The sequence below is a fragment of the Paenibacillus sp. FSL P2-0136 genome, assembly GCF_037975325.1.
GTDB classification, from domain to species: Bacteria; Bacillota; Bacilli; order Paenibacillales; family Paenibacillaceae; genus Paenibacillus_AQ; species Paenibacillus_AQ silagei.
In genome coordinates, this window is sequence record NZ_CP150244.1 from 565,000 (window position 1) to 591,094 (window position 26,095).

The following is a 26,095-nucleotide window of genomic DNA, read 5'->3' on the forward strand; positions in this document are numbered from 1 at the left end:
ATAAGGATTTATATGTTTTACGCTATGAACTATCCTTCTATTTCTCGCTGAAACGGTATCGTCCTTTAAAAGGACGGCAAATACGTTTCCACTTGGCGATTGAATTTTGGCATTAGGCATGTAGCCAATTATAGGAAATTTCGAGCTGGGAGGGGCGGGGTGCTGCGCGGAAGCAGTTGGATTTTATACACTTGCTGTAGAGCGGACGAGTCCTGAAGGGACAGTAGTTGGATAAATGTTACTTATTGAATCACAATTCAGCGGAATTGGCACAATCACTAGAATTAGTTGCTGTTTTTCCACCTGTTTGCGTACAATCGCCAGAAAGCGATAAATTAAGATACGTTTGTCCACTTGCTGATTACCCGGGCGATTGGAAGCCTTGTATTTGCTATATGAGGTCTGGTATTTGCTATAATTGGCTTTAACAGAATTTTCAGGAGAGGGGCATGGCGGTATGTTCATTGTTAATGTAGAAGCAGCAATCTGTAAGGAAGATAAGTGGCTTGTGATTACCCGGAGTACCAAAGAAGAGCATGCAGGAGGAACTCTGGCTCTTGTAGGGGGAAAAGTGGATATTGAGGGCAACTCGCTCGAAATCCTCGAACGGACGGTGAAGCGCGAATGCGATGAGGAGGTTGGCATCGTGATCAAGGATGCGGTTACTTTTGTGTATAGCTCCTCCTTCGTGACAGAGGACGGACGCAATGTCATCAATATGGTCTTCCTATGTGAATATGACAGTGGTACAGCCACTAACCGGAGTCCTGATGAAGTCGAAGCCGTACATTGGATGACCCACGATGAAATCATGGATCACCCCCTGGCTCCTCCCTGGACCAAAGAAAGTATAGGAAGAGTAGCACTGGCAAGAAAATAACCTGCACTCACACCCACCCCGTGAACTCCAGAATACTCGCTTTCGCCGATTGCGCCTCCGACTGCGCACCCTTGCGCCATTCCTTGGGCGGGACGCCCATCAGCTTGGAGAAGCAGCGGTTGAAGCTGGAGATGGAGTGGAAGCCGACCTTCTCCGAGATCTCCAGAATTGAATCCTCGGTGCTCTTAAGCTGCTTGCAGGCTTCCTCAATCCGGGTGCTGCTCAGGAAATCCAGGGGGGCGGTGCCCATCGTATCATGGAATTTGCGGCGGAAATGGGTGGTGCTCAAGTGGCACAGCCCGGCCAGGTCATCGATGGTCATCGGCGCCATATAGTTGCGGGTGATATACTCCAGCGCGGGGGCGATAGCGAAGTCACCGAGGAGCGTATGCCCGGCCTCCTGGCCGCTCAAGGCTTCGTTCGTAGAATGAATGCGGAGCAGCTCAATGTACAGGGACAGCAATAAGCCGTACGCACTCTCCTGATAGTAAGGCTTCTGCTGCTGCAATTCGAGGACGATGGAGGTAGCCAGCGTATAGACTAGGGGGTGCTTTTCCCTGCTCAGAATACAGTTCCTGCCCTGCACTGCCCAGAGATTCGGCTCGAAGCCAGCGTAGGCGCTCTTGAAGGAATGCTGAAACAGATCCTCCGGCGAGAAAAACAGATAGGACCACAGACTGGCCTCTCCCGGTGAACTGTACGTCGTATGGGGCAGATACCGCGGCAGGAAGGTCACATCCCCGGCGGCAAAAGGCACGTTCTCGCCCTTAATCTCCATAATCCCGCTATCTGAATAGCAGATCCCGATCTCCAGGTGGTTGTGGAAATGCAGGTGCTCGCTCTTGATATCAGAGATCCTCCAGCGTTCGCCGCTGAGCAGCAGGACAGGGAAACGGATCGGCAGGCTGTAGTGGCGGTACTCAATGACGGGTTTCTTTTTTCTGGGCATCTTCAGCAGCTCCTGTCCTTCTTGCGTTAGAATAGGAATGAAGAATAAAGGGTCGAAATTGCGCAGTTTTGATGTGAATGTGCTTAGATGTAGAACATTTTACTGCTTACAATAGATTCTGTAAAGCGCTTCCAAGCGGTTGGACGAATAATAGCTGCCTTCAGAGACGCAGGGAACAGGAGAGGGGAATACACATGCTTCAAGTTAAATATAACCGTGAAGAAATCTTAAGTGTAATCGATAAAGTGGCAAGGAAGACACTGGCGATGGATTTAACATGGGAGTGGCCTTGCGGCGTTGCCTATTATGGGGTATCCAGAGCCTACCAGACCACGGGGAACCAGGAGTATCTGAACCAGCTGGTGAAGTGGGTGGATGAATATATTGAGCTGGGGCTGCCCGACTGGACGGTTAACACCTGTGCGATGGGCCATATGCTGATCACCTTGTACGAAGAGACCGGGGACCAGAAGTACTGGGATATTGTCATGAGTAAAATCGGCTATATCCGGGGGAGCGCGCTGCGGTTCGGGGATCAGGTGTTGCAGCATACGGTCTCGGTGTCCAATGACTTCCCGGAGCAGGCCTGGGCGGATACGCTGTTCATGGCTGCGTTCTTCCTGCTGCGTGTGGGCAGCAAGCTGGAGGATCAGGAGCTGATCCAGGACGCGCTTAACCAGTATTACTGGCACATCAAATATTTACAGGACCCCAGCACCGGCCTCTGGTTCCACGGCTATAACCATGTGAAGCAGGACCATATGTCCGGGCTGTACTGGGGCCGGGCGAACGCCTGGGGAGCCTATACCATGTCGCAGGTGAAGCCGCTGCTTAAGGAGTGGTACCTGTACCCGCAGTGTATGGATGTGGAGTGCTCGCTCCGGGATCAGCTGGCGGCGTTGAAGCTGGTACAGACGGAGGACGGCCTGTGGCGTACGCTGCTGGACGATGAGGAGTCCTATGAAGAGGTGTCGGCATCCTGCGGGATCGCTGCGGCCATGGTGAATAACGGCAATCCGCTGCATACCAAATATGTGCAAAAGGCCCTGAAGGGCATTCTGGAGAACATCACTGAAGACGGACGCGTATTGAACGTATCGGGCGGGACCGCCGTCATGAAGGACCGTGAAGGGTACCGCCATATTCCCAAGGACTGGACTCAGGGCTGGGGCCAGGGCCTCGCGCTTGCGTTCCTGTCGGATCTGCTGAAATAGGAGGAATTCCCGTTGCCGAAATTATCTATAGGCTCCACAGGAGCTTTTACCCTGCCGGGGGAAGCCGGTTATGAAGCACTGACGCTGAAGCTTGCCGAACGCTGGGGGGCCGATGTCATTCGTGACAGTGACGGCACGCAGTTGTCAGAAGAGATTATTAATGCCGGTTACGGCATCTATTCGACCCTGTGCATCATCCGCGACCATAACGGCTGGGCGGCGAGGAACCCGGACAAGCTGCAGCAGGCCTTCCTGATTACGAGTCCGAAGGTGGCTGTGCAGGATTACATATCCATCTATCTGCTGGAGGATTTCTTCGCAGAGCAATTCAGGGTGAATGATTCCCCTGAGGCATTCAAGTACTGGCAGGTGTACGACCGGACAACCGGGAAGGAGGTGCCGGGGGAGCAGTGGAATTACGACCGGGAGTCCGGCAATGTGGTGTTAACCGGCATTACGCCTTGGCATAAATATACCGTCAGCTTCATGGCCTACCGGATCTGGGAAGAGATCTCCATGTACAACCACACGACGAATCACTGGGACAAAGAGCATCTGATGCAGATCGATCCGATGTATAAGGGGACCCGGCAGTACCTGCTGGACTGGATGGAGGACTGGTGCCGGGAGCATCAGGCAACGACAGTGGTCCGGTTCACCTCTCTATTCTATAATTTTGCCTGGATCTGGGGCAGCAGCGTGCAGAACCGCCATCTGTTCTCGGACTGGGGCTCCTACGACTTCACGGTTAGTGCGCGGGGCCTGGATCTGTTTGCGGAGCAATACGGTTATTCGCTGACTGCAGAGGATTTCGTGAACGGCGGCAAATACCGTGTCAGCCATATTCCGGCGGAGCAGCGTAAGCTCGACTATATGGCTTTTATCAACGATTTCGTCATCGGGTTCGGCAAGCAGTTAATTGACATTGTCCATAAGCACGGCAAGCTGGCCTATGTCTTCTACGATGACAGCTGGGTGGGCGCTGAGCCCTACAATGACCGCTTCGGGGAGTTCGGCTTCGACGGGATGATCAAATGCGTGTTCTCGGGTTATGAAGCCAGGCTCTGCTCAGGGGTGAAGGTGGAGACGCATGAGATCCGGCTGCATCCGTATCTGTTCCCGGTTGGCCTGGGCGGTGCACCTACCTTCATGGAAGGGGGCAATCCCACACTCGATGCGAAGCAATACTGGATCAACATCCGGCGCGCCCTCCTGCGTGAGCCGGTCGACCGGATCGGCCTGGGTGGCTATCTGCATCTGGTTGAGCCTTACCCGGATTTCTGTGCGTACATGGAGAAGATTGCGGATGAATTCAGGGAGATCAAGGAACTGCACCGGCAGGGGCAGCCTTATCACATCAAGACTAAGGTAGCTGTTCTGCACTCGTGGGGCAAGCTGCGGTCATGGACCCTGTCGGGCCACTTCCATGAGACGTATATGCATGACCTGATTCATATCAATGAGGCCTTGTCCGGCTTGCCGGTGGAGGTGCGCTTCATCGACTTCGGGGATGTCCGCCAGGGGGCTTTGCAGGATGTGGATGTGGTGATCAATGCAGGCAGCGCCGGTTCAGCGTGGAGCGGCGGGGACCACTGGAAGGACAGCCAGGCGGTGGATGCCTTGACAGAGTGGGTATATAAGGGCGGTGCGCTCATTGGAGTGAATCAGCCTTCCGCCGTGGACGGCTATGATCACTACTTCCGGCTGGCGCATGTTCTCGGGGTGGATGAGGACACCGGCGCCAGGGTAGCGCATGGCAAATGGGCTTATGAGGCTCAGCCGGTGCAGGGTCTGGTGCCGGATGGCGTCAGTCTCACGCCGAAGAACGGGGTCTATCTGACGGACGGGGCTGCTGCGGTGATCCATGAAGCAGAGGGCAAGCTGGCCCTGACTGTGAATAGCTTCGGAAAAGGGAAGGGCATCTATCTGCCATCCTTTGCCTTCAGCTGGGAGAATACGCGCCTGCTGCTGAATCTGATCCGCTTTGCCGGCAATGAACTGGAGGAGACCCGTTACCTTCCGGATAATCTCTACACCGAGTGTGCGTATTATCCGCAGAGCAAGCGCCTGGTTGTGATTAACAATAGCGGCCAGCCGCAGCAGACCACCATCGAGACGGACTATGGTCCGCAGGTTGTGGAGCTGGAAGCTTTTGATACGGTGATTCGGGTGATTGGGGGATAGCGGGCGGGGGCCGGCGTGGAGATAATATGATACTATAGAGGTACATTTATTTTCCCGTAGGGGTAGAAAAGAGCATATCATGAGAATCATCATTTCACCTGCCAAAAAGATGAAGACGGACACGGATTTCCTGGAATCCCGCCAGGCTCCGCAATTCTTAAACGAGTCACAGATGCTCCTGGCCCTGCTTCGTAAATTGAGTTACACAGAGGCCAAGGCGCTGTGGAAATGCAATGACGCTATTGCTGCGCTGAATATGCAGCGGATTGAAGAGATGGATCTAACCCGGAATCTGACCCCGGCGATCTTCGCCTATGAGGGCATCCAGTACCAGTACATGGCGCCGGGGATTTTTCAGACGGAGGAGCTGGACTATCTGCAGCAGCATTTGCGGATACTGTCCGGGTTCTATGGCATCGTCCGGCCGTTCGACGGGGTGGTCCCTTACAGGCTGGAGATGCAGGCCAAGCTCGGCGGGCCGGGCTTCAGTACCCTCTATGAGTTCTGGAACAGAAGATTAGCGGACCAGTTGTTCGCAGAGACTGACACGATTGTGAATCTGGCCTCCAAGGAATACAGTAAATGCATCTCTCCGTACTTGGGCACCCATGTCCGGATGGTTAGCGTAGTATTCGGTCAGGAGATCGGCGGCAAGGTGGTGGAGCGGGCGACGCTGGTCAAGATGGCCAGGGGTGAGATGGTCCGGTTCATGGCGGAGCAGCAGATTACCAGCGTCGAGGAGATTCAGGGCTTCAACGGGTTTGACTTCCGGTATGAAGCGGCCTTGTCGGACGAGAACACGTATGTGTTCGTCCAGGCGAAGCAAGACAAAGAGTAGACTGATAGAGTGAGCAGTATAGAGGGTAATCTTGAAGATGGTGGAAGCACCGGATTCGGGGTTACCCTTTTGTTTGAAATATAAGAATTTATACGCTTCACTCAATAACTTATCCTTATATTTCTCGCTGAAACGTTACCGTCCTTCAAAAGGACGGCAAAGCCGTTTCCACTTGTTGCGGGCGGAAGCTCGCTTTTTGTAAAATAAGGAATAACTGAGAACAGATTCAGGAGGAGGACTTATGATTAGGAGACGAGGCCCACTTACTAAAGAGCGCTTACTGGGGGAGCTGGATGCACTGGGGTATTCCGATAGAATCAAAGCAGTCACAGGACTAGGCCGCGATCACCTGGGGTCCCCGGAATATTCACAGTTACTTACCTCCTTACTGGAGGACGGGGCTTATGAAGCGCGTCTGGCCCTGATGGGGGCGATCGCCACGCTGGATGCTTCTGTGATTCTGGCGGGGCTGAAGCACCCCATGGCAAGCATCCGGAATATGGCTGCGGGCCTGCTGCCCAAAGTCGCCTCAGGCGAAGAGATTGAACGCGAGCTTCCGCAGCTCTCACAGGACTGCCGCCGCAAGCTGCTGCGCACGGTAGCCCTGATGAACCGCCAGGAGCTGGCGGAACGGTTATTGCCGGTGGTACAGGCCCGGTGGGGCCCGGAGGAGGCAGCGATTGTGCTGCAGGCCTGCTCTGCGGCAACCGTCCGCGCGCGGCTTGCTGAGCTGGGGTACGCCATTAAGGATTGGAAAAAGCTGGCCAGCCGCCACCTGGAGGTGGTCGCGGAGTATTTCACCAGAGAGCTGGAAGCAGCTCCGCTTAGGGCCAAGGGGACGGTCTGGTCACGGTTCTCCTCCGCGCTGGAGCATCTATGCAATCGCAAGCCTGACCTGGTGCTGGCTTATGCGGTGAACCATGGACCGGCAGACATGCTGCCGCCTGCGCTTAAGGCGAATCTCGGCACACTGATGCGCCTGAGACCAGGCGCGGTGTATGAGCTGCTGATGCGGACGCAGACGCGTGGTGAGCTTATGACTTACGGTGTGCCTGAAGCTGTGCTCAAGCGGGCGAAGCTCCTCTCCATGGACGAGTGGTCGCAGCTTGCCAAGCTGCTGGCGGACCAGCCTCACCATGTGGCGCGGCTGCTGGAGCATCTTGCGCCATCTAAGCGCCAGGAGATTTTTGATGCTGTGTATGAGGAGGAGAAGCGCGGGGAGTGGATTTTCCCGGAGGGGCTGCTATATGTATTGCCGCATGAGCTGCGTGACCGGGAGGCTGCCCGCATGCTGGGCCTGCGTGAGATCAAGGAAAACCGGGAGTGTACCCTGCGCATTACTGCTGCCCGCTCCATTCTTCAGGTCCGTGAGCAGCTTGAGCAGGCCACCCGGGTATCGAATGCCGACGAACGCGCCACGGCGCTGATGCAGCTAATCCGCAGCACGGTTCTTGCAAGGCAGGGAATGGATGCCACACTGCTGACCTTAGGCCGCATCCGTAATGATCAGGACCCTGTGCGGAGCGCGGTGTTCAAGGAGCTGTCAGAGAGTCCGGCGTCTGTGTACGAGGCTGCTCATGTCCCTGCGCTTACTGTGCTGGTGGACAGTGTGATTGATGCCAGAGACACCTCCTACGGTACTAGGTACTCTGTGCAGCAATTGGCCTTCTCGATTCTGCGCCATCAGTCGGCAGAGCCGGGCGGGGAGCTGTTCAAGTTCGCGCTGAACACGCTCCAGAAGCTGGCGAAGCAGGACGGGCAGCTCTCTTTGCCGCCCCTTGCGAAGAATATGCCGCGGGGCGTGGAAGAGATCATCTTTGACAGTATCTATTCCTACGCCGCACAGGCGGGGAAGCGTGAGAATTACAACCTGGTGCTGAGCCTGGCAACTTCATTTGGTAAAAGAGGCTATGGCATCGTCAAGCTACAGCAGCTCTTACGGGAAGCCACCCGAGCCAAAACAGAGGCAACTGCGATACAGGCAACCAGGCTCTGGCTGAAGCCGCTGCAGACGCGGGATGAACGGGTGAAGGAGCTGCTGGATGCAGATCCATCGTATATTACCATCCACGAGGTATTCTTGCATCTGCACCTGAAGCGTCAGGAATGGCTGGACCCTTATCTGTCGGGGGCTGCGATCAAGGGCAAGTTCCTCTCGGGCAAAACGGTGTATCCTGTTCCGGCTGCGGACGGATTCTACCGCTGGCTGCCGCGCCAGCAGGAGGCGTATAGTGCCCTGTTAAGCACAATCGCCTTCGGTCCCAAGTACAGCCTATTTGAGCGTTCGCGAGCGATTAGAATCATGGCGAGTATGCCGGACAGGACCCCGAAGCTGCTGTATGAGCTGGTACAGGACAAAGAGGTGGCGGTAGCGGAGGCAGCGCTTCATGCCTTGTCCCTGCTGGAGGAGCCGGAGAAATCCCTGCCTGTGCTGCTGGAGCATCTGGATAGCGACCGGGCCCGTGTAGCGATGTACTCCATCCCAAGGTGCATCCGCCGGGTCAGTCCGCAGCAGCTGTCTCAGGCTCTGAAGGCGCTGCTGAGCCGGGAGAAGCTGAAGATCACCGTCCGCAAGGAAGCCATCCGCCTGCTTGGTGCGTATAGAAGTGAGGACAGTCTTTCGCTGCTGTTGAATGAATTCACGAAGCCTGCTGTGCATAAGGATGTGGTGATTGCTGTAGGGCATGCTGCCAGAGGGCTGCTGGACGATGAACGGAGCTGGGAGGTGCTGCGCGCCATCGCGGCTTCTCCAGAGTGTGATATCGCAGTGAGCTTGTTGTCCCAGCAGCCTGATGCGCTTCCGGCGAATTATAGACCCCGCTATCTGGACTTACTTATCGCCATTGCCGATCACCCGGATATATTCGCCCGCAGGCAGGCCTATCTGTCCATGAACAGGTGGACGAACGGTTATGAAGATGTTGTTGCGGCGGCTGCGGCTCAGGCCATTACGGACCTGGCGGACAGCACTTGCTGGGAGACTGCGCTGATAACCCTGATGGAGGCCAGCCGGGACGGTAAGGTCAATGCAGTGGTAACCGGTATCTGCCGGAAGCTGGCGGGGACCGCCGTGACGCAGGAATGGAATGCAGCGGCAGACAGGGATCTGCCCCACCGGCAGCGTCTGCAGGTGCTCATCAAGCAGTTAACCGGTCTGCCCAATAGTACAAGGGCACAGCTTACCCCGTTGTACCTGGAGCTAACCGATATTCTGGCTGCCGATGAGACGTTACAAGAGCTTGTCTTGACCTTATATATTGCATTGATCGATTGGAGTAACCTAGAGGAGGCGTCCGGGTATGTGAAGCGGATGGCGCAGGGAGTAACCCGTCAGCCGCAGCTCTTGAGCGAGTTGTACCGCGGGCTTGCCGTCAGCCTGGAGAACAGCGCCGGATACTGGACACCGGAGACACTGCTTGAGATTGTGGATGTGTTGCGGGCAGAACCGTCTTATGAAGCTCCGTATCTCGGACTGTCCTTGCTGGAAGCAGCGGGAAGCGCGCTGCGCTGGAGCCCGGAAACGTCAGAGCGTCTGCGGGAGTACAGGAATTATGCGAATCCCGCAGTCCGCACACAGGCGCTGAATATTTGGACGGCGGGGGAATCCCGGCTGTTCATGCTATAACCGCATATGCAGGATGGGCCAAGGCTTGCCTTGCTCATCCTGTTCGGAGCGGGCGTAGACCCGGAAGCCTAAATGTTCATAGAATCCGGTAGCCTGGGGATTGTCTTCATTCACATCGACGGAATGCACGTTCAAGTGGTGTATGGCATAGTCCACCAGGCTTTTGCCGATACCCATTCCCCGGACTGCCGGGTCTACGAACAGCATCTCAATCTTCTCATCCTGAACACCGATGAAGCCGAGGGGATGCCCCTCCGGTTGGGTATGCGTAATCAGATGCTGGATCTCTGCAATCCCTTGCAGAACCAAGGGACGCAGGTCTTCAATATCCTGCAGGGTGAGGAACAGGTGCGTAGCCCGCACAGCGTTCTCCCAGATGACTAGCAGTTCTTGAGAGAGTGTCTGGTTTCGATTTTGGTCTGTAAGGATCTGTACCGGGTTTGGGTTCATAGCGTTAGCGTTCTCCTTAATCCATTTTTTTAAAATATAGAACTTATAGTTGCACACGATAACTTATCCTTCTATTTCTCGCTGAAACGGTACCGTCCTTTAAAAGGACGGCAAAGCCGCTTCCACTTGGATTATAGCATTAAGAATAAATAAGAATCGAGATGAAGCGATATGATGACCCGTCAGCGGCTGATCCGGAATGGCGGAATGGCGTTTATTTGTTCCGGCCTGGCAATAATCACGGCAGCCCTCGGCGTTAACATACGAATACTTGCGAAAAGAGGGGCGAATTAAGGCCATCGTCCCAAAAGATTAATGACGGGACTTCCAATTCTTGATACAATAAAACCACATAAGTGAAATTATTCACAATTAAAGCGGCTAATGATTGCTATAACGGGTGTGATTGCATATTATATGTATAAAATTATAAAGTACATTTGTAAAAGTAAGGGGGATTCGAATGGCGACACATCGCTTGAATAGTATGGAAGTTAAAAAGATGAACCGGAACGCCATTTACCGGTACCTGTATCACCGTGAATCCACTTCCATTCAGGAGATTGCGCAGGCGCTAGGTCTAAGTCTTCCCACCGTGACACAGAATCTCAAGGAGTTGCAGGAACGCGGGCTGATTGAGGAGACCGGGCTGTATGAATCCACCGGAGGCCGTAAGGCCAAGTCGTTGGCCTGCAACAGGGTGGCGGGTTATGCTGTCGGATTGGATGTTACCCTGAATCATGTGGGAATTGTCGTCATTGACTTGAGCGGCAGGATCATTAAGAATGTCAGGAATCATTATCCATTTGCGAACGAGGAGACTTACTTCCGGGGAGTAGGCAAGCTGGTGGAGGATTTCATAGAGACTTGTCAGCTGGACCGCAGCCAGATTCTCGGTGTAGGCATTGCGCTGCCCGCAATTCTATCCGGGGACCGGCAGACAGTGAGCTATGCTACAATCATAGATTTCAAGGGAGGCAGTGTCCGGCGGTTCGCCGAATACATCCCTTATCCCTGCGTCCTGAGCAATGATGCGAATGCGGCGGGACTCACTGAACTGTGGGGAGAGCAGGACATACACAATGTGGTCTATCTGTCCCTTAACAATAGCGTGGGCGGTGCCATTATAGTAGGTAATCAGATCTATGCAGGCCAGAATTACCGCAGCGGGGAGTTCGGGCATATGACAATTCTGCCTGGAGGCCGGACCTGCTACTGCGGGCAGAAGGGCTGCGTCGATGCCTACTGCTCCGCGAGACTCCTCTCGGACAGCACCGGGGGCAGTATTGTGGAATTCTTCAGGCTCTTGGGAGAGGGCAAGAAGGAGCAGCAGGCCATCTGGCAGGAGTATGTGGGCTATCTGGTCATTACAGTGAATAACCTGCGGATGTTGTACGATTGCGATGTGATTCTCGGCGGCTATGCCGGGGCTTACATGGAGGAATACATCGATGATCTTCAGGCGTTAGCAGCGAGTAAGAACACCTTCGAACAGGACGGCTCCTATCTGCGGGTCTGTAAATATAAGCTTGAAGCCACCGCTGTGGGCGCTGCTCTGGAGCTGGTGACGGAGTTTATCGACAGCATCTAGATCCGGGTTGATTTTATCCAAATACAATATCTGCTTTCCCCGCTCCTCCAGAAGAGGGACGTTGCTGCAATCGCGGCACTGTCTTTCTCTGGGGGAGTTTTTGTTGACTTCACTTTAAATCTGATTATAATCTTATTTAAATAGTTTTATAAAAGTATATTATTATACTAAGAGTACCTAATGTCCCTGAGGAGGAGAAACAGATGAAGAACAGAGCTTGTTATATGACAGATCTGAAGCAAATGGCAATGAAGGAAATCGGCATGCCTGTAGCCCAAGCGGGCGAGGTCATTGTGAAGCTGGAGGTTGTCGGCATCTGCGGCTCGGATGTGCATTACCTGGAGCATGGCCGGATCGGCGATTTTGTGGTGAACGGAGATTTCATTCTGGGGCATGAATGCGCCGGAGAAGTGGTGGAGCTTGGCCCTGGCGTGAAGCATCTGAAGGTGGGGGACCGGGTGGCCCTGGAGCCTGGTGTGACCTGCGGACAATGTGAGTTCTGCAAGAGCGGCAAGTATAATTTGTGTCCGGATGTACAGTTCCTGGCTACGCCGCCGTATCATGGCTGTCTGATGGATTATATGGCTTTTCCGGAGAACATGGCCTTCAAGCTGCCGGATAATGTGTCTTCGAAGGAGGGGGCGCTGGTGGAACCGCTGGCGGTGGGACTTCATGCTGCGGCACAGGGCGGCGTTAAGCTGGGGGACCGTGTGGTGATTCTGGGAGCGGGCTGTATCGGGCTGGTCACTTTGCTGGCCTGCAAGGCATACGGGGCTACGGAGATTGTAGTGGTGGACATCATTGAGAAGCGGCTGGAGGCGGCGATGAAGCTAGGGGCTACGCGGGTGATTAACGCCAGACAGGAGGATGTACTGGAGGTCATTGCGGCCTGGACCGATGGCGCGGGCGTGGATAAGGTCATCGAGACGGCAGGCAGCGAGCATACGGTGAAGCAGACCCCTTATCTGGTCAAAAGAGGCGGAACCATCGTCCTGGTCGGCCTGGCCGCCAAGGATATCATCGACTTCGACTTCATGCAGATTATGTTCAAGGAAGCCGACATCAAGTCGGTCTTCCGGTACCGCAACCTGTATCCGGCCGCCATCGGAGCCATCGCGGACGGCAAGATTGACGTCAAGGGCATCGTCACCCACGAATTTGGCTTCGAGGAGACGCAGCAAGCGTTCGATTACGTGATCAACAATAAGGAGGATGTGGTCAAGGCCGTTATTCGGATGGGCTAAGCGGCTGCAGGCGAACGGTGAGTATGTAGCGATGGATGAATAGTGACAGTAGTGACAAGTGAGCTATAGCTGAGTGTTGAGCTGTCCCGTTCCGGGGCGGCTTTTTGGCGTTGGGCGGATATGAAGGCGGGACGAGGTGGAAGAAAGGGACCCATCTCTTTGGTGGGCTGAAGGAGCCAATGTTAGTCCGCCGCTGCCGAAATTTCACGAATTTCCGCCACTTGCTTCCCGCGAGAGCAAAGATCCCGTCGAATAGACCCAATAATTTCATAATATCAATAAAAATTGGGGGTTAATCTTTAGTTTGCAGAGAGAAATGTAAACGCTTACTAGATATAATCATCTCGAAAGGAGGACAAGTAAATATATGGGATAACCATCAGGATAAGTTATATTCTACGGAGAGAAGCAAGCTGCAAGCAAACACCATTATAATCGGGAGGTATTAATTTACAATGAAAAAGAAACTTCTGACGGTATTAATGACAGCGGCACTGAGCTTCAGTGCGTTCGCAGCGACTGCAGGCGCAACAGATTATTGGCAGAACTGGACTGATGGCGGAGGAACCGTGAATGCGGTGAACGGAAGTGGCGGGAATTACAGTGTGAACTGGTACAATACCGGGAACTTTGTTGTAGGTAAAGGCTGGACCTATGGTTCCCCGAACCGGGTGGTGAATTATAACGCGGGAGTCTTCTCGCCTTCCGGCAACGGCTACCTGACCTTATACGGATGGACCCGGAATGCCCTTATTGAATATTACGTGGTAGACAACTGGGGAACTTACAGACCTACCGGCCAGTTCAAAGGCACTGTGAACAGTGACGGGGGTACCTACGATATCTACACCACAATGCGTTACGATGCTCCTTCGATTGACGGGAATGCCACATTCCCGCAGTACTGGAGTGTAAGACAATCCAAAAGACCGATCGGCAGCAATGTTCAGATCACGTTCAACAACCACGTGAATGCCTGGAAGAGCAAAGGCATGAATCTGGGAAGCAGCTGGTCTTACCAGGTACTGGCTACCGAAGGATACCAGAGCAGCGGCTCCTCCAACGTAACCGTGTGGTAATGGACAAGCTGACCGGCACTTGCTGTTCCGGCAGCGCCGTAAGCTCAGCTAATCGTTGACAGGCTAAGGCCGGCCGGGTGGACAAGCTGCCGGCCTTATCATTTTCGCGCACCGAACTACGCTTAGGTCCTGTACCTTGCCCATCTGCTCAAAGGAGAGGTATTCATGAGAAAACCATTAATGATTCTGATTCTGTGCATGGCAATCGCGGTTATAGCCAGTGCCTGCTCGCAGGAGAAGCCTGCCGCTGATGAGCGTTTAGTGCGGGTGGAAGGCGGTACTTTTAAGGATACGAAATCCAATTATTACGGGACAGAGATGACCCTCCCGGACTTCTACATCGGAAAATATGAGGTCACCCAGCAAGAATGGCTGGAAGTGATGAAGAATAACCCCTCGCAGTTCAAAGGAGATAAGCTGCCGGTAGAGAGCGTAACCTGGTATGATGCCGTGGAGTACTGCAATGAGCGGAGTGTGAAGGAAGGCCTGGCCCCCTATTATAATATAGACAAGAACACGGTCGATCCGAATAATACAAGTGACCGGGATTTCATGAAATGGACTGTAACGGTGAATGAAGGGGCGGACGGTTACCGTCTGCCGACAGAAGCCGAGTGGGAATATGCAGCAGGCGGAGGCCAGATGAGCACAAGCAGCCCGTATAGCGGAAGCAGCAATCCGGAGGAGGTTGCCTGGTACTGGAGGAATTCCGGCGATCAATTCCTGACCGGAGACTGGAACTGGCCTGCGATTGAGAACAACCATAGCCAGCCGAGGAATACGGGCCTCAAGCAGCCCAATGAGCTGGGACTGTACGATATGTCAGGGAATGTAAGGGAATGGTGCTGGAACTGGTATGGAGAATCTGATCCGAATAGCAAGAGCGGCTCGGTCCGGCTGGTGAAGGGCGGCGGCTGGATCGGCGGGGTGAACAACACAGAGGTATCCTTCCGCGGCAAATTCGAGCCGAGCAGCCGGGGAAATGACCAGGGTTTTCGTGTGGTTCGGGCTGTAGCTGGCAAGTGATTCACCCGTACGTATTCAACAGGAACAGAATAGTTTAAGCAGCAAGCCTTCGGGAAGCTTTTCCGGCATGAGCGCATCTATGGATGCGGCGGCTGGAGAGGACACGGAGGCTTTTTTATGCTCAGGCAGCATCCTTTCAACTTACATTCAGATTCACTATGTATACTCCGTATATGGATTAAGGCACATGCGAAAGACTCGCCGGACGCTGCCGATCAGGAGGGTATCATGGTACAAAGAATCCAGCAAATCGTAACGTTCATCCTTGCCTTGTTCATTGGGCTGTTCATCGCTTCATCCTTCTTGTTCCGGGCGAAATATAATTATTCCGTGTATGGTGACCGGGCGGTGCTGGAAGGGCAGCAGCCGCTTGTGTTCCTGCTATGGATTGCAGTTGTTCTGGGACTGGGCTTCGTACTGTACAGACTCTCCCAGAAGCTTGAAGGGTATAGCCGGGCCAAAGTTATTCCAGCCGTTCTGCTGTTGTCGGGTATCCTGCAGCTCGTGATTATTTTCCTGTTCACCCGCATGCCTACAGATGATTCACAGACGGTGCTGTCCCTGGCCTGGGCTATGCTCTATGACAAGGACTATTCCTCCTTTCAGTCAGGGGGATACCTGTACATGTTCCCTTTTAACTTCTCCATCGTGCTGTATCTGAAGACGCTGCTGCTTCTGTTCCCAGACAATTACCTGGTGATCAAAAGCTTCAATATTCTCTTCTCGCTCGTCACCACGCTGGTTATCTATCTGCTCTGCCAAGAGCTTAGCCCTCAAGCCCGCAAAAAAAACTATGGCCTTCTGATTGTGGCTGCGACCTATGTTCCGGCTTTGTTCATGAGCAACTTCATCTATAATGATGGAATTGCCACAGCTCTGCTCACCAGCGCGCTCTACTTCGGAGTCAGGTTCATCCGCAGAAGATCCATGAAGGATATGCTGTTCGCGGCAGTACTGCTGACACTCGGCAACTACTTCCGCAGTATAGGTATGATCTTCCTGATTGCCATTGTTCTCAGTCTGCTCCTCAACCTGCGGGCGATTGGCGCGAAGAAGTTCATTGCCGCCCTTGGAGTAACGCTGCTGCTGTGGGTTCTTCCTGCCTGGATTCAGAATACGGCGCTTCAGGCAACAGGCATTGTGGACGAATCGCCGTCCAGCAATTCTGCTCCAGTGTACATGTGGCTGAATATGGGGATTAATCTGGAGACGCTCGGGTTCTGGGATGACCGGGAGAGCTATAATATCTACCAACAGGAAGCCGGCTATAATAAGGCGGAGAGTGTCGAACTGTTCAAGGCGTCTATCTGCAGCAAGCTCTCCGGTGCGACCTTAACCGGGCTTGCAGAAATGTATTATAAAAAGCTGATCTGGACCTGGACGGAAGGGACGTATCAGATGGAACGCTACGGGATCGGAAATGAAGCAGCCTCCTCCGGCGGAGGAAGGGGCGGCATGGTGATGGGCCATTACAGCTATTCCACAGCTGCAAGCAGGTTGTTTCAAGGCGATTCCGCCTATCGGAGTGGCTTGCTGTGGACCTTATATGTCCAGAATTTCCTGATGTACGTCTTCATTCTGATCCGGTTAATCCGGGGACTGCGGGCTAAGCGCTTCGCGGAGACCCCGCTCCTTCTGGTGATTCTTGGCTTCATCGGGTTCTACCTGCTCTGGGAGATTAAGTCCCGGTATCTGTACCCTGTGTATCCGCTGTTGCTTGTCTTATCCTACTTGGGTGTTCAAGACTTATATGTATTACTGACCGGGACAAGGAGGTCTAATCATGCGGACTAAGAAATATTACATCACCTTAATGATTAGTATGCTTAGCTGTTCGCTGCTGCTCACTTCCTGCGAAGCAGTCACGGCTCAGAATATTACCAGTGCAGACTTCAATTCCCGGCCCGGCGGGTTCCCCGGCATGAACGGCGGCGGCACCAACTTCAAGGAGGGCAGCAGGGGAATGAACCGGGAAGGCCCTGTCAGAAGGGGGATGCCAGGGCCAGACGGGAGGGCAGACAGCACGCAATGATTGCGAAGCAGTGGACGCTAAGCTGCTGTACCCCTTTGGCATACTGCCACTCTGGCACTATGTCACTCTGCCAGTCCTTCAGGACAATGCTTTTTCCACTTCCGGATCTTTCCCCGAAAGGTCTTGAACGGGGCCGCCGAATTAATGTGAATCCACCGGGCCATCGGCCAGTTCTCCTTGGTCCCGGTCCACTTACGCGCGCCTTGGATGAACAGCTCCTCCTCTGTTAATGTTCCAATCCAGTCCAGCCACTTCTGCTCGGCTTGCCGGAAGAGCTCACGCAGCTCAGACAAAGAATACTCTGCATATTTACTGTAGAAGGACTGATACAACCCGCCGAGCTGATTCCACTTGTAATCCGCAGCGGGCATCTGGACTGTTCGTTCCGCCAGCTCATCCTTCTCCCAGCTCCGCACCAACTCCAGCCAACCCAGCTGATAAGCGATGATCTCGGCTGGGGTTTTGTCCACCTCGGAAATTCGCGTATCCTTATATGTATTGTTAATTCCATCATACTCGGCATCCAAGAGCAGGTACAGATTATGGATCGTGTCTATCAGCTCCTGACGGGACGAGTATTCATAGCTTGCCATAACAATCACTCCTTTCCTCTGGTTATACCACAGGGTTGTGACAACAGTCTGTCCAGTTTACCCGCGCATTTAGAAACTAAGAGTAACATTGAAGCCGATTTTCAGTGATAGCTGTATTTTATACAATTAAAAAGCGTGAAAAGGAGACTTTTCCTCTTCTAACTGTAGTCTGTACAACTAAATCTGCCCCAATGGTGAGAATCCCGGTACAGATGAAAATTTAATTGTACGAAATGCAGCTAAACGGATATTTGGTTGTAAATCAGACGATTTAGTTGTACAGAGTGCATTTATGCACGCTACCTTCGCACCTTACTAGCGCCAAATACGTTGCACGCCCACAAGCTTGTCCTCACGGAAGCTTAGCTTATAGATGTCGGGCATTTCTAACTGCTTCCAGAAGCTATAATCATAACGCTTATCCAGAGCATTCATGATCAGGACCATCATATTACCGTGCGTTCCGATAGCGATCGAATTTCCTTTATATTGCTGCAAAACTTTATAGAGTGCTTGTACGCCCCTATTCTGGGCAACCCGATTGGATTCTCCTCCCGGCCAAGCGAAGGAAAAGTCCTCCCATACCTTGGTCATTGCCTGCCCGAAGTCGGTTACAGGTTCTGCAGACAACACTCTTTCTTTAAAATCATCTTCGATTACAATCTTAGTCTTAAGCGGTTTCTCCAGTCCCTGAATGGTCTGTATAGCCCGTTGATAGGGACTTGAGATTAGAATATTAATATTCTCATGGAGGAGTAGTCGGGTAACTCTCCAGGCGTCTGCCCGCCCCTTCTCAGATAAAGGTCTATTCAATTCATCGGTAGAATAAGTAGAGTGGGCATGTCGTACGAAGTAGAGAGTGGTAACCATTGACTATCGCCTCATCCATTTATATTTGTACAGTATTGTAACACGAAGGAGACGGAGGATTCAGCGATGAAGGAGCAGTATGGGGAGAGGATCAAGCAGGTTATTGCCTACATAGAAAATCACAGCAGCCAGCCGCTGCGGCTGGATCAGCTGGCGGAGGTCTCCCATTTCTCCAAATATCATTTCACCAGAATATTTACAGCCTTCACGGGCATGACGCCCATGGCCTTCGTAACCAGGAAGCGCATTGAGCGGGCGTGGGCGCTGCTGACTGAGACGAACCTGACCATTCTGGAAATCTCGGGGAATTGCGGGTTCGAATCCGTATCTGCGCTGGGCGTTCATTTCAAACGGCATTTCGGCTGTACGCCCAGCAGTGTCAGGAATAGCGGGCAGAAACATAGCAATTTCCCATCAGTCCTCAGCAATAAGCAGGCAGAGCCGGCCGCCCTGGCAGATTACAATGTAGCAGAAGGTAATCCGCTGTTAAGGAGGGCATGGGACAGTATGGTAGAACTTAGAGAAATTGCAGAAGTTGAGGTCGCTTATGTCCGGCATATTGGAAGGTATCTGGACACATATCACACATGGGACAAGCTAAGCCGCTGGGCAGCTCAGCAAGGGTTCCATCCGGCGAATCAGCAGTTCATCGGAATCTCACTGGACGACGGGGAACTTACGGAAGAGTCTGCCTGCCGCTATGATGCTTGTGTTACACTCCCGGAGGGATTCGAACGGGAAGCCCCCCGGAAGGAGGTAGAATACAAGACTCTATCCGGCGGGCTGTATGCGGTGTATTCCTACTATGATACGGTAGATAGATTTGTCCTTGCGTACGATACTATGTTCAGCGTATGGTTACCTCGCAGCGGCTATGAAGCCGATGACCGGCCATGTCTGGAATTCTGTCTGAATGATCCTGCGCAGGACCCGCAGGGCAAGTGCATGGTTGATTTGTACGTCCCCATTAGGCCAAGCGCTTAAGGATCAGAGAAGGGAGTGCCCCGGGTGAAGATGGAGATAGTGTTTGACCAGTTCCCTGTCTTAAGGTCAGAGGAGCTGGTACTGGGCAAGATTGAGGAGGAGCATCTGGACGGGCTGTTCGAGATTTACAGCAATGACCATGTGTTCGAATATTGCGGGATTATCCCCAAGCACAATAAGACTACAGTCAAGAGCATGATCGGTCATTATGAACGGGATTATGGCAAAAGATCGCGGATCAAGTGGGGCATCTTCGCCCCAGCAGACGATACGCACCTGCTCGGGATTATTGAAGCCTGTGACTTCAATCAGAGGGTCAATATGGTCACCATTGGCTACTTCCTCGCGGAAGCCCACTGGGGGAAGGGCCTCGCCTCCAAAGCCGTTGAGCTGCTGACAGCATTCCTGTTCCAGCAGGCTCAGGTGAACAGAATTCAAGCGGAAGTGATGCTGAATAATGAGCCGTCCAAGAAGGTATTGCTGAAGAACGGATATGTCAAGGAAGGGATGCTGCGGCAAGCAGCCCTCTGGTCCGGCAAGGGTGTTGTTGATCTGGAGATCTACAGCATGCTTAGGGAAGAGTATATGAAGGTTCTACAACCGGACCATGAGGCCCTTATTTTGCAAGTGGAAACGGCATTGCCGTCCTTTATAAGGACGGTACCGTTTCAGCGAGAAAGATAAGGATAATGATAGCGCGAAGCATATAAATTCTTATCTTTTGAAAAAGACAGCTTTACCACTCGCCCGCGGACTGAGAGGCCGCTATAAGGCCAGTTGGTGATGGAAATGCGGCAAGAGCGACTAGTTAAGTGCATGTGAGTCCGCTTAGCCCGCAAAATGGTGCAATTTACAGGAATAGCGGCTCTCCAGTCCGCATGGATCGCAGCAGGAGTGCTGCTTAATTGCACAAATTGATGAAGCCAGCAACCAGCAGACTTAGGTGGTAACGGATCATGCATGCGGACATATCCTTCACTGAATATGTGCTGTATGGTTCATCCAAGCACGCCAAAAACCGCAGACAGGGACGAACCCTTGCTGCGGTTTTTGGCGATTTCTTAAAATATAAGAATCTATATGTTTCACACGATAGATTATCCTTCTATTTCTTGCTGAAACGGTACCGTCCTTTAAAAGGACGGCAAAGCCGTTTCCACTTGTTTGAGACTATATAAATTGAACTACAAGTACAATCTATATATCCTTATCCTGCACTGCACATCAAGCTTCCATCTTCTGCGCCGTATACAGCCGGTGGTACAGGCCGCGGCGGGCGATCAGCTCGTCATGCGAGCCGCTCTCGGCAATGCCCTTGTTCGAGACATACATGATCCGGTCGCAGTTCTTCACCGTAGACAGGCGGTGCGCAATGATGAACGAGGTGCGTCCCTTCAATAGCTCGTTCAGCCCCTTCTGGAGCAGACGCTCGGTCTGTGCATCGATGGAGGAGGTGGCCTCATCCAGGATGAGAATCCGCGGGTTGGCCAGCAGCGTTCTGGCGAACGAGATCAGCTGCCGCTGCCCTTGGGAGAGCTTGGAGCCGCGTTCGTTCACCTCGGTCTGGTAGCCCTGATCGAATTCGCGGATGAAGTCGTCCGCGCAGACTGCCTTCGCGGCAGCGATAACCTCTTCCTCGGTCGCATCCGGTCTGCCGTAGCGGATATTATCCAGAATAGTTCCCGAGAAAATGAAGCTGTCCTGCAGCATGATCCCCATCTGGCTGCGCAGCGATTTCAGCGTGATCTGCGAGATATCCTGCCCGTCGATCAGAATGCGTCCGCCAGTCAGGTTATAGAAGCGCGAGATCAGGTTGACGACGGTGGTCTTGCCCGCACCGGTCGGACCGACCAGAGCCACGCTCTCTCCCGCTGCGACATCGAAGGAGATGTTCTCCAGGATATTCAGGCCCGGATCGTAGGCGAAGGTGACATCATCGAACGTCACCCGGCCCTGAACCGGCGGGAGCGCCTTCGCACCGGGGATATCGCTGACCGTTACCGGCTCATCCAGCGTCTCGAAGATCCGCTCCAGGTAAGCTACGGCATTGATGAAGTTATTGTACAGGTTCGACAGATTCAAGATCGGCTGCCAGAAGCGGGCCGCGTAGCTGCTCATGGCGAGAATGACGCCTAGCGTCATGTTCTGCGGGTCCAGAGTCAGCAGGCCGACCAGGAAGATCATAGCCGTGACAATGGTAGACAGGTTATCGACACTGAACGGAATCAGAATGTTGTAACGCAGCGCCTTCATCCAGGCCGTGCGGAAGTTACTGGCCAGACGGGTGAAGATACCTTCATTGCGCGTCTCCCGCGAGAACATCTGGGTGACGCCGATGCCGCTGATGCTCTCCTGCAGATAGGCATTCAGGTTGGAGCTTTTGTTCGATACCGCCTGCCAGGCCCGGCGCTGCCGGGTCTTGATCAGCAGCATGACGCCGAGGAATACCGGCAGTCCGGCCAGAATGATGAACGAGAGCCGCACATCCACGGCGAACATGAACACCGCGATGAAGATCAGGTTCACGATTTCCAGGATGAAGTTGATAATTCCGTTCGACAACACATCGGAGACCCCGTTGACGTAGTTCACGACCCGGATCAGGATTTTACCCTGCGGCCGGTCGTCATAATATTTGAACGGCAGCTCCTGTAGATGCTTGAACAGGTCGGTGCGGATATCGAAGATAATATCCTGTCCGACGCTCGTCATAATTCGCGAGCGGATCGTAGCCAGAATGACACTGACCACGATGGTTGCCAGCATCAGCAGGGACCAGCCCGCCAGCGCTCCCATGTCTTTGGCCGGAATCGTCACATCCACGACATGCTGCATGATCAGCGGAGCCGACAGGGCAATCGCCGCCGACAATGCGCTAAGCGCGAACGCGATAAGCATCGGCTTCTTCTTGCGTCTGATATAGACCATGGCCCGCCGGAAATGCTTGATATTGAACGGCGATTCCAGATTCTCATCAACATCGAATTTATTTCTGGCCACTTTCGGTCACCTGCCTTCCAATACCCTCGTTCTGAAGCATGAATACATCATAGTAATACCCCCGCTTCGCCAGCAGCTCGGCATGGGTTCCTTCCTCAATCAAACGCCCGCCCTCCAGAATCAGAATGCGGTCAGCCTGGGCGGTAGTGGATACCCGCTGCGCAATGATGATCTTCGTGCAGGGATACTCCAGCTCACGCAGGCTGCGCTGAATATGCTCCTCCGTCTCCAGATCGACCGCAGAGGTCGTATCATCCAGGATCAGAATCGGACGTTGGACCGCCAAGGCGCGGGCCAGCGCAATACGTTGCTTTTGACCCCCGGACAATCCGACACCGCGTTCCCCCACTACGGTATCGTAGCCTTCAGGCATTTTGACAATGAAATCATGGGCAGCGGCAAGAGCCGCGTAAGCCTTCGCATCCTCCTCAGGCAGATCGGGATCGCCGTAAGCGATGTTGCCGTCAATGGTATCGGAGAACAGCAGGACATCCTGCGTAGCCATCCCGATATTCCCCCGCAGCTCATCCAGCTCCAGCTCCCGGACATCTCTGCCGTCTACCAGCACTCGCCCGCCCGCCACATCATAGAAGCGTGGAATGAGATTGATGAGGGAGGTTTTGCCGGAGCCGGTGGCTCCCATGATCGCAATGGTCTCGCCGGGGGCTATCGTGAAGCTCACATCATCAAGCACGGTAGCGTTATCATATTTAAACCGGACATGGTCGAATTCAATCCGTCCCTCATAGCGGCGGCGCTCCACCGGGTTATGGTCATTGGCAATTGCCGGACGGGCGTAATAGATATCGACGATTTTGGATAAGCTGGCAAAGAAACGCTGAATATCATTAATAATAATTCCGATATTGCGCATGGGGTTCGAGACGGCCCAGATCAGCGAGGAGAACGCCGTGAACTCACCGAAGGTAATCCGCCCCTCCATCACGTAGTAACCGCCGGCCAGCATCAGCACCACGTTGAAGCCTTGAGCGAAGGTCTCCAGATAAGGGAAGTAGTCAAGCCAGACGAGGGCTGCTTTTTTATTCGCCACCGCGTAGTTGACATTCTTCTCCGTGAACTTGGCAATCTCGAACTCCTCACGGGCAAAAGCCTTCACCACACGGTTCCCTGAGATATTCTCCTGTGTCGTCGTATTGAGCTGGGACAGCCGCTCGCGCAGGTCGATGTACATCGGGCGCACTTTCTTGGCGAAGATAAAGGCCACCACAAAAATCGGCGGTGACAGGATCAGCATCCACAGCGTCAGCTTCACATCAATCGTGAGAAAATAAATGACGGCTGCCAGGAAAATCGTGAGCGATTCAATAATCGTCTTGAAAATCCAGGCCATTGAGTGGCGGACCATATCCAGATCCCCCGTCATTTTGGTCATCAGGTCCCCGGTGCGGTTGCGGTCATAATATTCCCGGTCCTGGCCCTGAATCTTGTTGTACAGATAAATCCGGATATTGTACATCATATTCTGTGAAGAAATTTCGTACTGCATGGTCGTGAAGTATGCCAGCCCTGTACGTAGCAGGGAGAAGCCGATCATGCCCAGGCAAAGCGCAATGAGCAGCCCGCGTCCTGTAGCAAGATTCGCTCCTGCGTGGTCACCGGCAATGAACGTATCGACAATGCGCTGGCTGATGTAGGGGTTCACAATCGTAAGACTTGAGCCCACGACCGAGAGGCAGAGCGCCACGATATACCGCGCCCGGTTGCCCTCCAGGTTCTGCCACAGCCATTTGATTTCAAACATCTGATCACCTGTTTCCTGTTGTCTTGTGATAAACAAAGTGATTATAACACTATGAACCAAAATGTATAGGGATACGCTTAATTTCTTTTTACAAAAGCTTGAACTTTGTAATGGAGTAATTCTGCATTGCGTTAATGTATGTCACAGCATACAATGATGCTTACATATTAAGATAGATTGCGTTGAGTACATGTGAGGTGTACAGGTGTACATATGAGGGGGAGCATTTCGTTGGAATCCAAACAGTTAACCAGAGGACTTAAGCCACGGCATATCGAGCTGATCGCACTGGGCGGCACGATTGGCGTGGGATTATTCATGGGCTCGGCAAGCACGATTAAGTGGGCGGGGCCTTCCGTGCTGCTTGCGTATCTGTTGGCAGGCATCATTATGTTTTTTGTGATGCGGATTATGGGGGAGATGCTGGTGGTGGAGCCGGTGACTGGTTCGTTCGCCACCTTTGCCCACAAATATATCAGCCCGCTGGCCGGCTTCCTGACCGCTTGGAGCTATTGGTTCCTATGGGTGACGGTCGGCATGGCCGAGGTTACGGCAATTGGAATCTATGTCGGGTACTGGTTCCCGGATATCCCGCAGTGGATTCCGGCGCTAATTGGTGTGGGCATCATTGCAGCAGCCAATCTGGCGGCGGTGAAGCTATACGGGGAGTTTGAATTCTGGTTTGCGATGATCAAGGTGGTTGCCATTGTGGTCATGCTGGTGATTGGCACCGGGGTGATTTTCTTCGGTCTCGGGAATGGCGGGCAGCCGCTCGGACTGTCCAATCTGTATAGCCATGGCGGTTTTTTTGCCGGAGGACTGAAGGGCTTCCTGTTCGCGCTCTGCATTGTTACAGCCGCCTATCAGGGGATTGAGCTGGTGGGGATTACGGCAGGGGAAGCGGAGAATCCGAAGCATACGCTGCGAAAAGCGATCAAGAATATCATCTGGCGCATTCTGATTTTCTACGTGGGGGCCATCTTCATCATTGTGACCATTTATCCGTGGAATGAGATCGGCGAGATCGGCAGTCCGTTTGTGTTGACCTTCGCCAAGGTAGGGATTGTCGCTGCGGCAGGCATTATCAACTTCGTGGTGCTGACAGCGGCCATGTCGGGCTGCAACAGCGGGATCTACAGTGCGGGTAGAATGCTATACACCCTTGCCCAGAACGGACAGGCTCCGAAGTTCTTCGGCAGAGTCTCGGCCAGCGGAGTGCCCCGCAACAGTATTATTACAACGATCTCCCTGCTGCTGGTCGGCGTGCTGTTCAACTATCTGATGCCGGACTCCAAGCTGTTTCTCTATATTTACAGCGCCAGCGTGCTTCCGGGAATGATTCCGTGGTTCGCCTTGGCCCTCAGCCAGTTCAGATTCAGAGAGCGGTGGGCGGGCGAGATGGCCGCCCATCCGTTCAAGTCCCGCTTTTTCCCGGTCAGTAACTATATTATCATTATCTTCCTGTCGCTGGTCATCATCGGCATGTGGTTCAACCCGGATACCCATCTGTCGCTGATCGTCGGCGCGTCGTTCCTGGCTATTGTTGTGGCGGGGTACTATGCGTTTGGAATTGGTAAACGCCGGGTGCCCGGGGATGGGGAGGAAGTGTAGGGCTGGGAATTCTGAACTAATCAAATTAACAAAAAGCAAAAAGAAGCGGAGGGGAAATTTGGAACTGTAGGAGCGGTAGCGTCCGCCTTTGTCTCCGGATTTCTACCGCAAACAGCGGTCTAAATCAAGAAATTTGGAGACAACAGCGGCCGTAAGTCCAAAT

Annotated in this window: 19 protein-coding genes and 1 pseudogene; 14 read left to right on the forward strand and 6 right to left on the reverse strand. The window is 53.3% G+C overall.

Annotation, left to right across the window (positions count from 1 at the left end; all coding sequences use genetic code 11):
- Nucleotides 1-457: 457 nt before the first annotated feature.
- Nucleotides 458-880 carry an NUDIX domain-containing protein gene (locus tag NYE26_RS02345; protein ID WP_339253599.1) on the forward strand — a complete coding sequence of 141 codons (423 nt, stop codon included), beginning with the start codon at nt 458-460 and terminating at the stop codon, nt 878-880.
- 7 nt (nt 881-887) lie between these two features.
- Here the strand turns inward: NYE26_RS02345 and NYE26_RS02350 are convergent, their stop codons facing one another.
- A complete protein-coding gene (locus NYE26_RS02350) occupies nt 888-1,829 on the reverse strand; it encodes an AraC family transcriptional regulator (protein ID WP_339253601.1) in 942 nt (313 codons plus the stop codon).
- 194 nt (nt 1,830-2,023) lie between these two features.
- Between NYE26_RS02350 and NYE26_RS02355 the strand changes: the two genes are divergently transcribed.
- From NYE26_RS02355 to NYE26_RS02370, 4 genes are all read left to right on the forward strand, one after another.
- Nucleotides 2,024-3,043 carry a glycoside hydrolase family 88 protein gene (locus NYE26_RS02355; protein ID WP_036730724.1) on the forward strand — a complete coding sequence of 340 codons (1,020 nt, stop codon included), beginning with the start codon at nt 2,024-2,026 and terminating at the stop codon, nt 3,041-3,043.
- 12 nt (nt 3,044-3,055) lie between these two features.
- The gene (gnpA, locus tag NYE26_RS02360) at nt 3,056-5,227 is read left to right on the forward strand and encodes a 1,3-beta-galactosyl-N-acetylhexosamine phosphorylase (RefSeq protein WP_339253603.1); all 2,172 of its coding nucleotides are present in this window, start codon (nt 3,056-3,058) and stop codon (nt 5,225-5,227) included.
- Between the two features lie 79 nt (nt 5,228-5,306).
- On the forward strand, nt 5,307-6,065 hold the full coding sequence (gene yaaA / locus NYE26_RS02365) for a peroxide stress protein YaaA (protein ID WP_339253605.1): 759 nt from the start codon (nt 5,307-5,309) through the stop codon (nt 6,063-6,065).
- Nucleotides 6,066-6,306: 241 nt separating this feature from the next.
- Complete coding sequence (locus tag NYE26_RS02370) at nt 6,307-9,690, forward strand: HEAT repeat domain-containing protein (RefSeq protein ID WP_339253607.1); 3,384 nt, start codon at nt 6,307-6,309, stop codon at nt 9,688-9,690.
- On the opposite strand, the gene NYE26_RS02375 is transcribed toward NYE26_RS02370, so the two are convergent.
- Nucleotides 9,685-10,140 (reverse strand): GNAT family N-acetyltransferase, encoded by a 456-nt coding sequence (locus tag NYE26_RS02375; RefSeq protein ID WP_339253609.1) that lies wholly within the window; start codon nt 10,138-10,140, stop codon nt 9,685-9,687. The genes NYE26_RS02370 and NYE26_RS02375 overlap by 6 nt on opposite strands.
- Before the next feature lie 463 nt (nt 10,141-10,603).
- Between NYE26_RS02375 and NYE26_RS02380 the strand changes: the two genes are divergently transcribed.
- From NYE26_RS02380 to NYE26_RS02405, 6 genes are all read left to right on the forward strand, one after another.
- Entirely contained in the window at nt 10,604-11,731 is a 1,128-nt protein-coding gene (locus tag NYE26_RS02380) for an ROK family transcriptional regulator (protein WP_339253611.1), read from the forward strand.
- Between the two features lie 203 nt (nt 11,732-11,934).
- Nucleotides 11,935-12,975: an NAD(P)-dependent alcohol dehydrogenase gene (locus tag NYE26_RS02385; RefSeq protein WP_339253613.1), complete on the forward strand. Its 1,041-nt coding sequence runs from the start codon at nt 11,935-11,937 to the stop codon at nt 12,973-12,975.
- Nucleotides 12,976-13,430: 455 nt separating this feature from the next.
- Complete coding sequence (locus tag NYE26_RS02390; protein ID WP_339253615.1) at nt 13,431-14,054, forward strand: glycoside hydrolase family 11 protein; 624 nt, start codon at nt 13,431-13,433, stop codon at nt 14,052-14,054.
- Nucleotides 14,055-14,219: 165 nt separating this feature from the next.
- Nucleotides 14,220-15,080 carry an SUMF1/EgtB/PvdO family nonheme iron enzyme gene (locus tag NYE26_RS02395; RefSeq protein WP_339253617.1) on the forward strand — a complete coding sequence of 287 codons (861 nt, stop codon included), beginning with the start codon at nt 14,220-14,222 and terminating at the stop codon, nt 15,078-15,080.
- A 228-nt stretch (nt 15,081-15,308) separates the two neighbouring features.
- Complete coding sequence (locus NYE26_RS02400; RefSeq protein ID WP_339253619.1) at nt 15,309-16,874, forward strand: glycosyltransferase family 39 protein; 1,566 nt, start codon at nt 15,309-15,311, stop codon at nt 16,872-16,874.
- Complete coding sequence (locus NYE26_RS02405) at nt 16,864-17,112, forward strand: hypothetical protein (protein WP_339253621.1); 249 nt, start codon at nt 16,864-16,866, stop codon at nt 17,110-17,112. The genes NYE26_RS02400 and NYE26_RS02405 overlap by 11 nt, the downstream gene beginning before the upstream one ends.
- A 62-nt stretch (nt 17,113-17,174) precedes the next feature.
- Here NYE26_RS02405 and NYE26_RS02410 read toward each other — a convergent pair whose 3' ends face one another.
- Nucleotides 17,175-17,705, reverse strand: coding sequence for a ClbS/DfsB family four-helix bundle protein (locus tag NYE26_RS02410; RefSeq protein WP_339253623.1), 531 nt, complete (start codon nt 17,703-17,705; stop codon nt 17,175-17,177).
- Between the two features lie 315 nt (nt 17,706-18,020).
- Entirely contained in the window at nt 18,021-18,575 is a 555-nt protein-coding gene (locus NYE26_RS02415) for a histidine phosphatase family protein (RefSeq protein WP_339253625.1), read from the reverse strand.
- Nucleotides 18,576-18,641: 66 nt separating this feature from the next.
- On the opposite strand from NYE26_RS02415, the gene NYE26_RS02420 reads away from it, so the two are divergent.
- Both NYE26_RS02420 and NYE26_RS02425 read left to right on the forward strand, forming a co-directional pair.
- A complete protein-coding gene (locus tag NYE26_RS02420; protein ID WP_339253627.1) occupies nt 18,642-19,559 on the forward strand; it encodes an AraC family transcriptional regulator in 918 nt (305 codons plus the stop codon).
- A 24-nt stretch (nt 19,560-19,583) separates the two neighbouring features.
- A pseudogene (locus NYE26_RS02425) lies at nt 19,584-20,147 on the forward strand (GNAT family protein); the annotation flags it as partial.
- A gap of 636 nt (nt 20,148-20,783) precedes the next feature.
- Here the strand turns inward: NYE26_RS02425 and NYE26_RS02430 are convergent.
- Nucleotides 20,784-22,559, reverse strand: coding sequence for an ABC transporter ATP-binding protein (locus NYE26_RS02430; RefSeq protein WP_339253629.1), 1,776 nt, complete (start codon nt 22,557-22,559; stop codon nt 20,784-20,786).
- A complete protein-coding gene (locus NYE26_RS02435) occupies nt 22,546-24,321 on the reverse strand; it encodes an ABC transporter ATP-binding protein (RefSeq protein WP_036730671.1) in 1,776 nt (591 codons plus the stop codon). The genes NYE26_RS02430 and NYE26_RS02435 overlap by 14 nt, the downstream gene beginning before the upstream one ends.
- A gap of 231 nt (nt 24,322-24,552) precedes the next feature.
- Here NYE26_RS02435 and NYE26_RS02440 point away from each other — a divergent pair, with 231 nt between their 5' ends.
- Nucleotides 24,553-25,932 carry an amino acid permease gene (locus tag NYE26_RS02440; protein WP_339253632.1) on the forward strand — a complete coding sequence of 460 codons (1,380 nt, stop codon included), beginning with the start codon at nt 24,553-24,555 and terminating at the stop codon, nt 25,930-25,932.
- Nucleotides 25,933-26,095 lie beyond the last annotated feature (163 nt).

Bases quoted from the DNA above. Each gene is read 5' to 3' on its own strand.
- NYE26_RS02345 (WP_339253599.1), top strand. From the start codon at position 458: ATGTTCATTGTTAATGTAGAAGCAGCAATCTGTAAGGAAGATAAGTGG.
- NYE26_RS02350 (WP_339253601.1), bottom strand. From the start codon at position 1,829: ATGCCCAGAAAAAAGAAACCCGTCATTGAGTACCGCCACTACAGCCTG.
- NYE26_RS02355 (WP_036730724.1), top strand. From the start codon at position 2,024: ATGCTTCAAGTTAAATATAACCGTGAAGAAATCTTAAGTGTAATCGAT.
- yaaA (WP_339253605.1), top strand. From the start codon at position 5,307: ATGAGAATCATCATTTCACCTGCCAAAAAGATGAAGACGGACACGGAT.
- NYE26_RS02370 (WP_339253607.1), top strand. From the start codon at position 6,307: ATGATTAGGAGACGAGGCCCACTTACTAAAGAGCGCTTACTGGGGGAG.
- NYE26_RS02375 (WP_339253609.1), bottom strand. From the start codon at position 10,140: ATGAACCCAAACCCGGTACAGATCCTTACAGACCAAAATCGAAACCAG.
- NYE26_RS02380 (WP_339253611.1), top strand. From the start codon at position 10,604: ATGGCGACACATCGCTTGAATAGTATGGAAGTTAAAAAGATGAACCGG.
- NYE26_RS02385 (WP_339253613.1), top strand. From the start codon at position 11,935: ATGAAGAACAGAGCTTGTTATATGACAGATCTGAAGCAAATGGCAATG.
- NYE26_RS02390 (WP_339253615.1), top strand. From the start codon at position 13,431: ATGAAAAAGAAACTTCTGACGGTATTAATGACAGCGGCACTGAGCTTC.
- NYE26_RS02395 (WP_339253617.1), top strand. From the start codon at position 14,220: ATGAGAAAACCATTAATGATTCTGATTCTGTGCATGGCAATCGCGGTT.
- NYE26_RS02400 (WP_339253619.1), top strand. From the start codon at position 15,309: ATGGTACAAAGAATCCAGCAAATCGTAACGTTCATCCTTGCCTTGTTC.
- NYE26_RS02405 (WP_339253621.1), top strand. From the start codon at position 16,864: ATGCGGACTAAGAAATATTACATCACCTTAATGATTAGTATGCTTAGC.
- NYE26_RS02410 (WP_339253623.1), bottom strand. From the start codon at position 17,705: ATGGCAAGCTATGAATACTCGTCCCGTCAGGAGCTGATAGACACGATC.
- NYE26_RS02415 (WP_339253625.1), bottom strand. From the start codon at position 18,575: ATGGTTACCACTCTCTACTTCGTACGACATGCCCACTCTACTTATTCT.
- NYE26_RS02420 (WP_339253627.1), top strand. From the start codon at position 18,642: ATGAAGGAGCAGTATGGGGAGAGGATCAAGCAGGTTATTGCCTACATA.
- NYE26_RS02435 (WP_036730671.1), bottom strand. From the start codon at position 24,321: ATGTTTGAAATCAAATGGCTGTGGCAGAACCTGGAGGGCAACCGGGCG.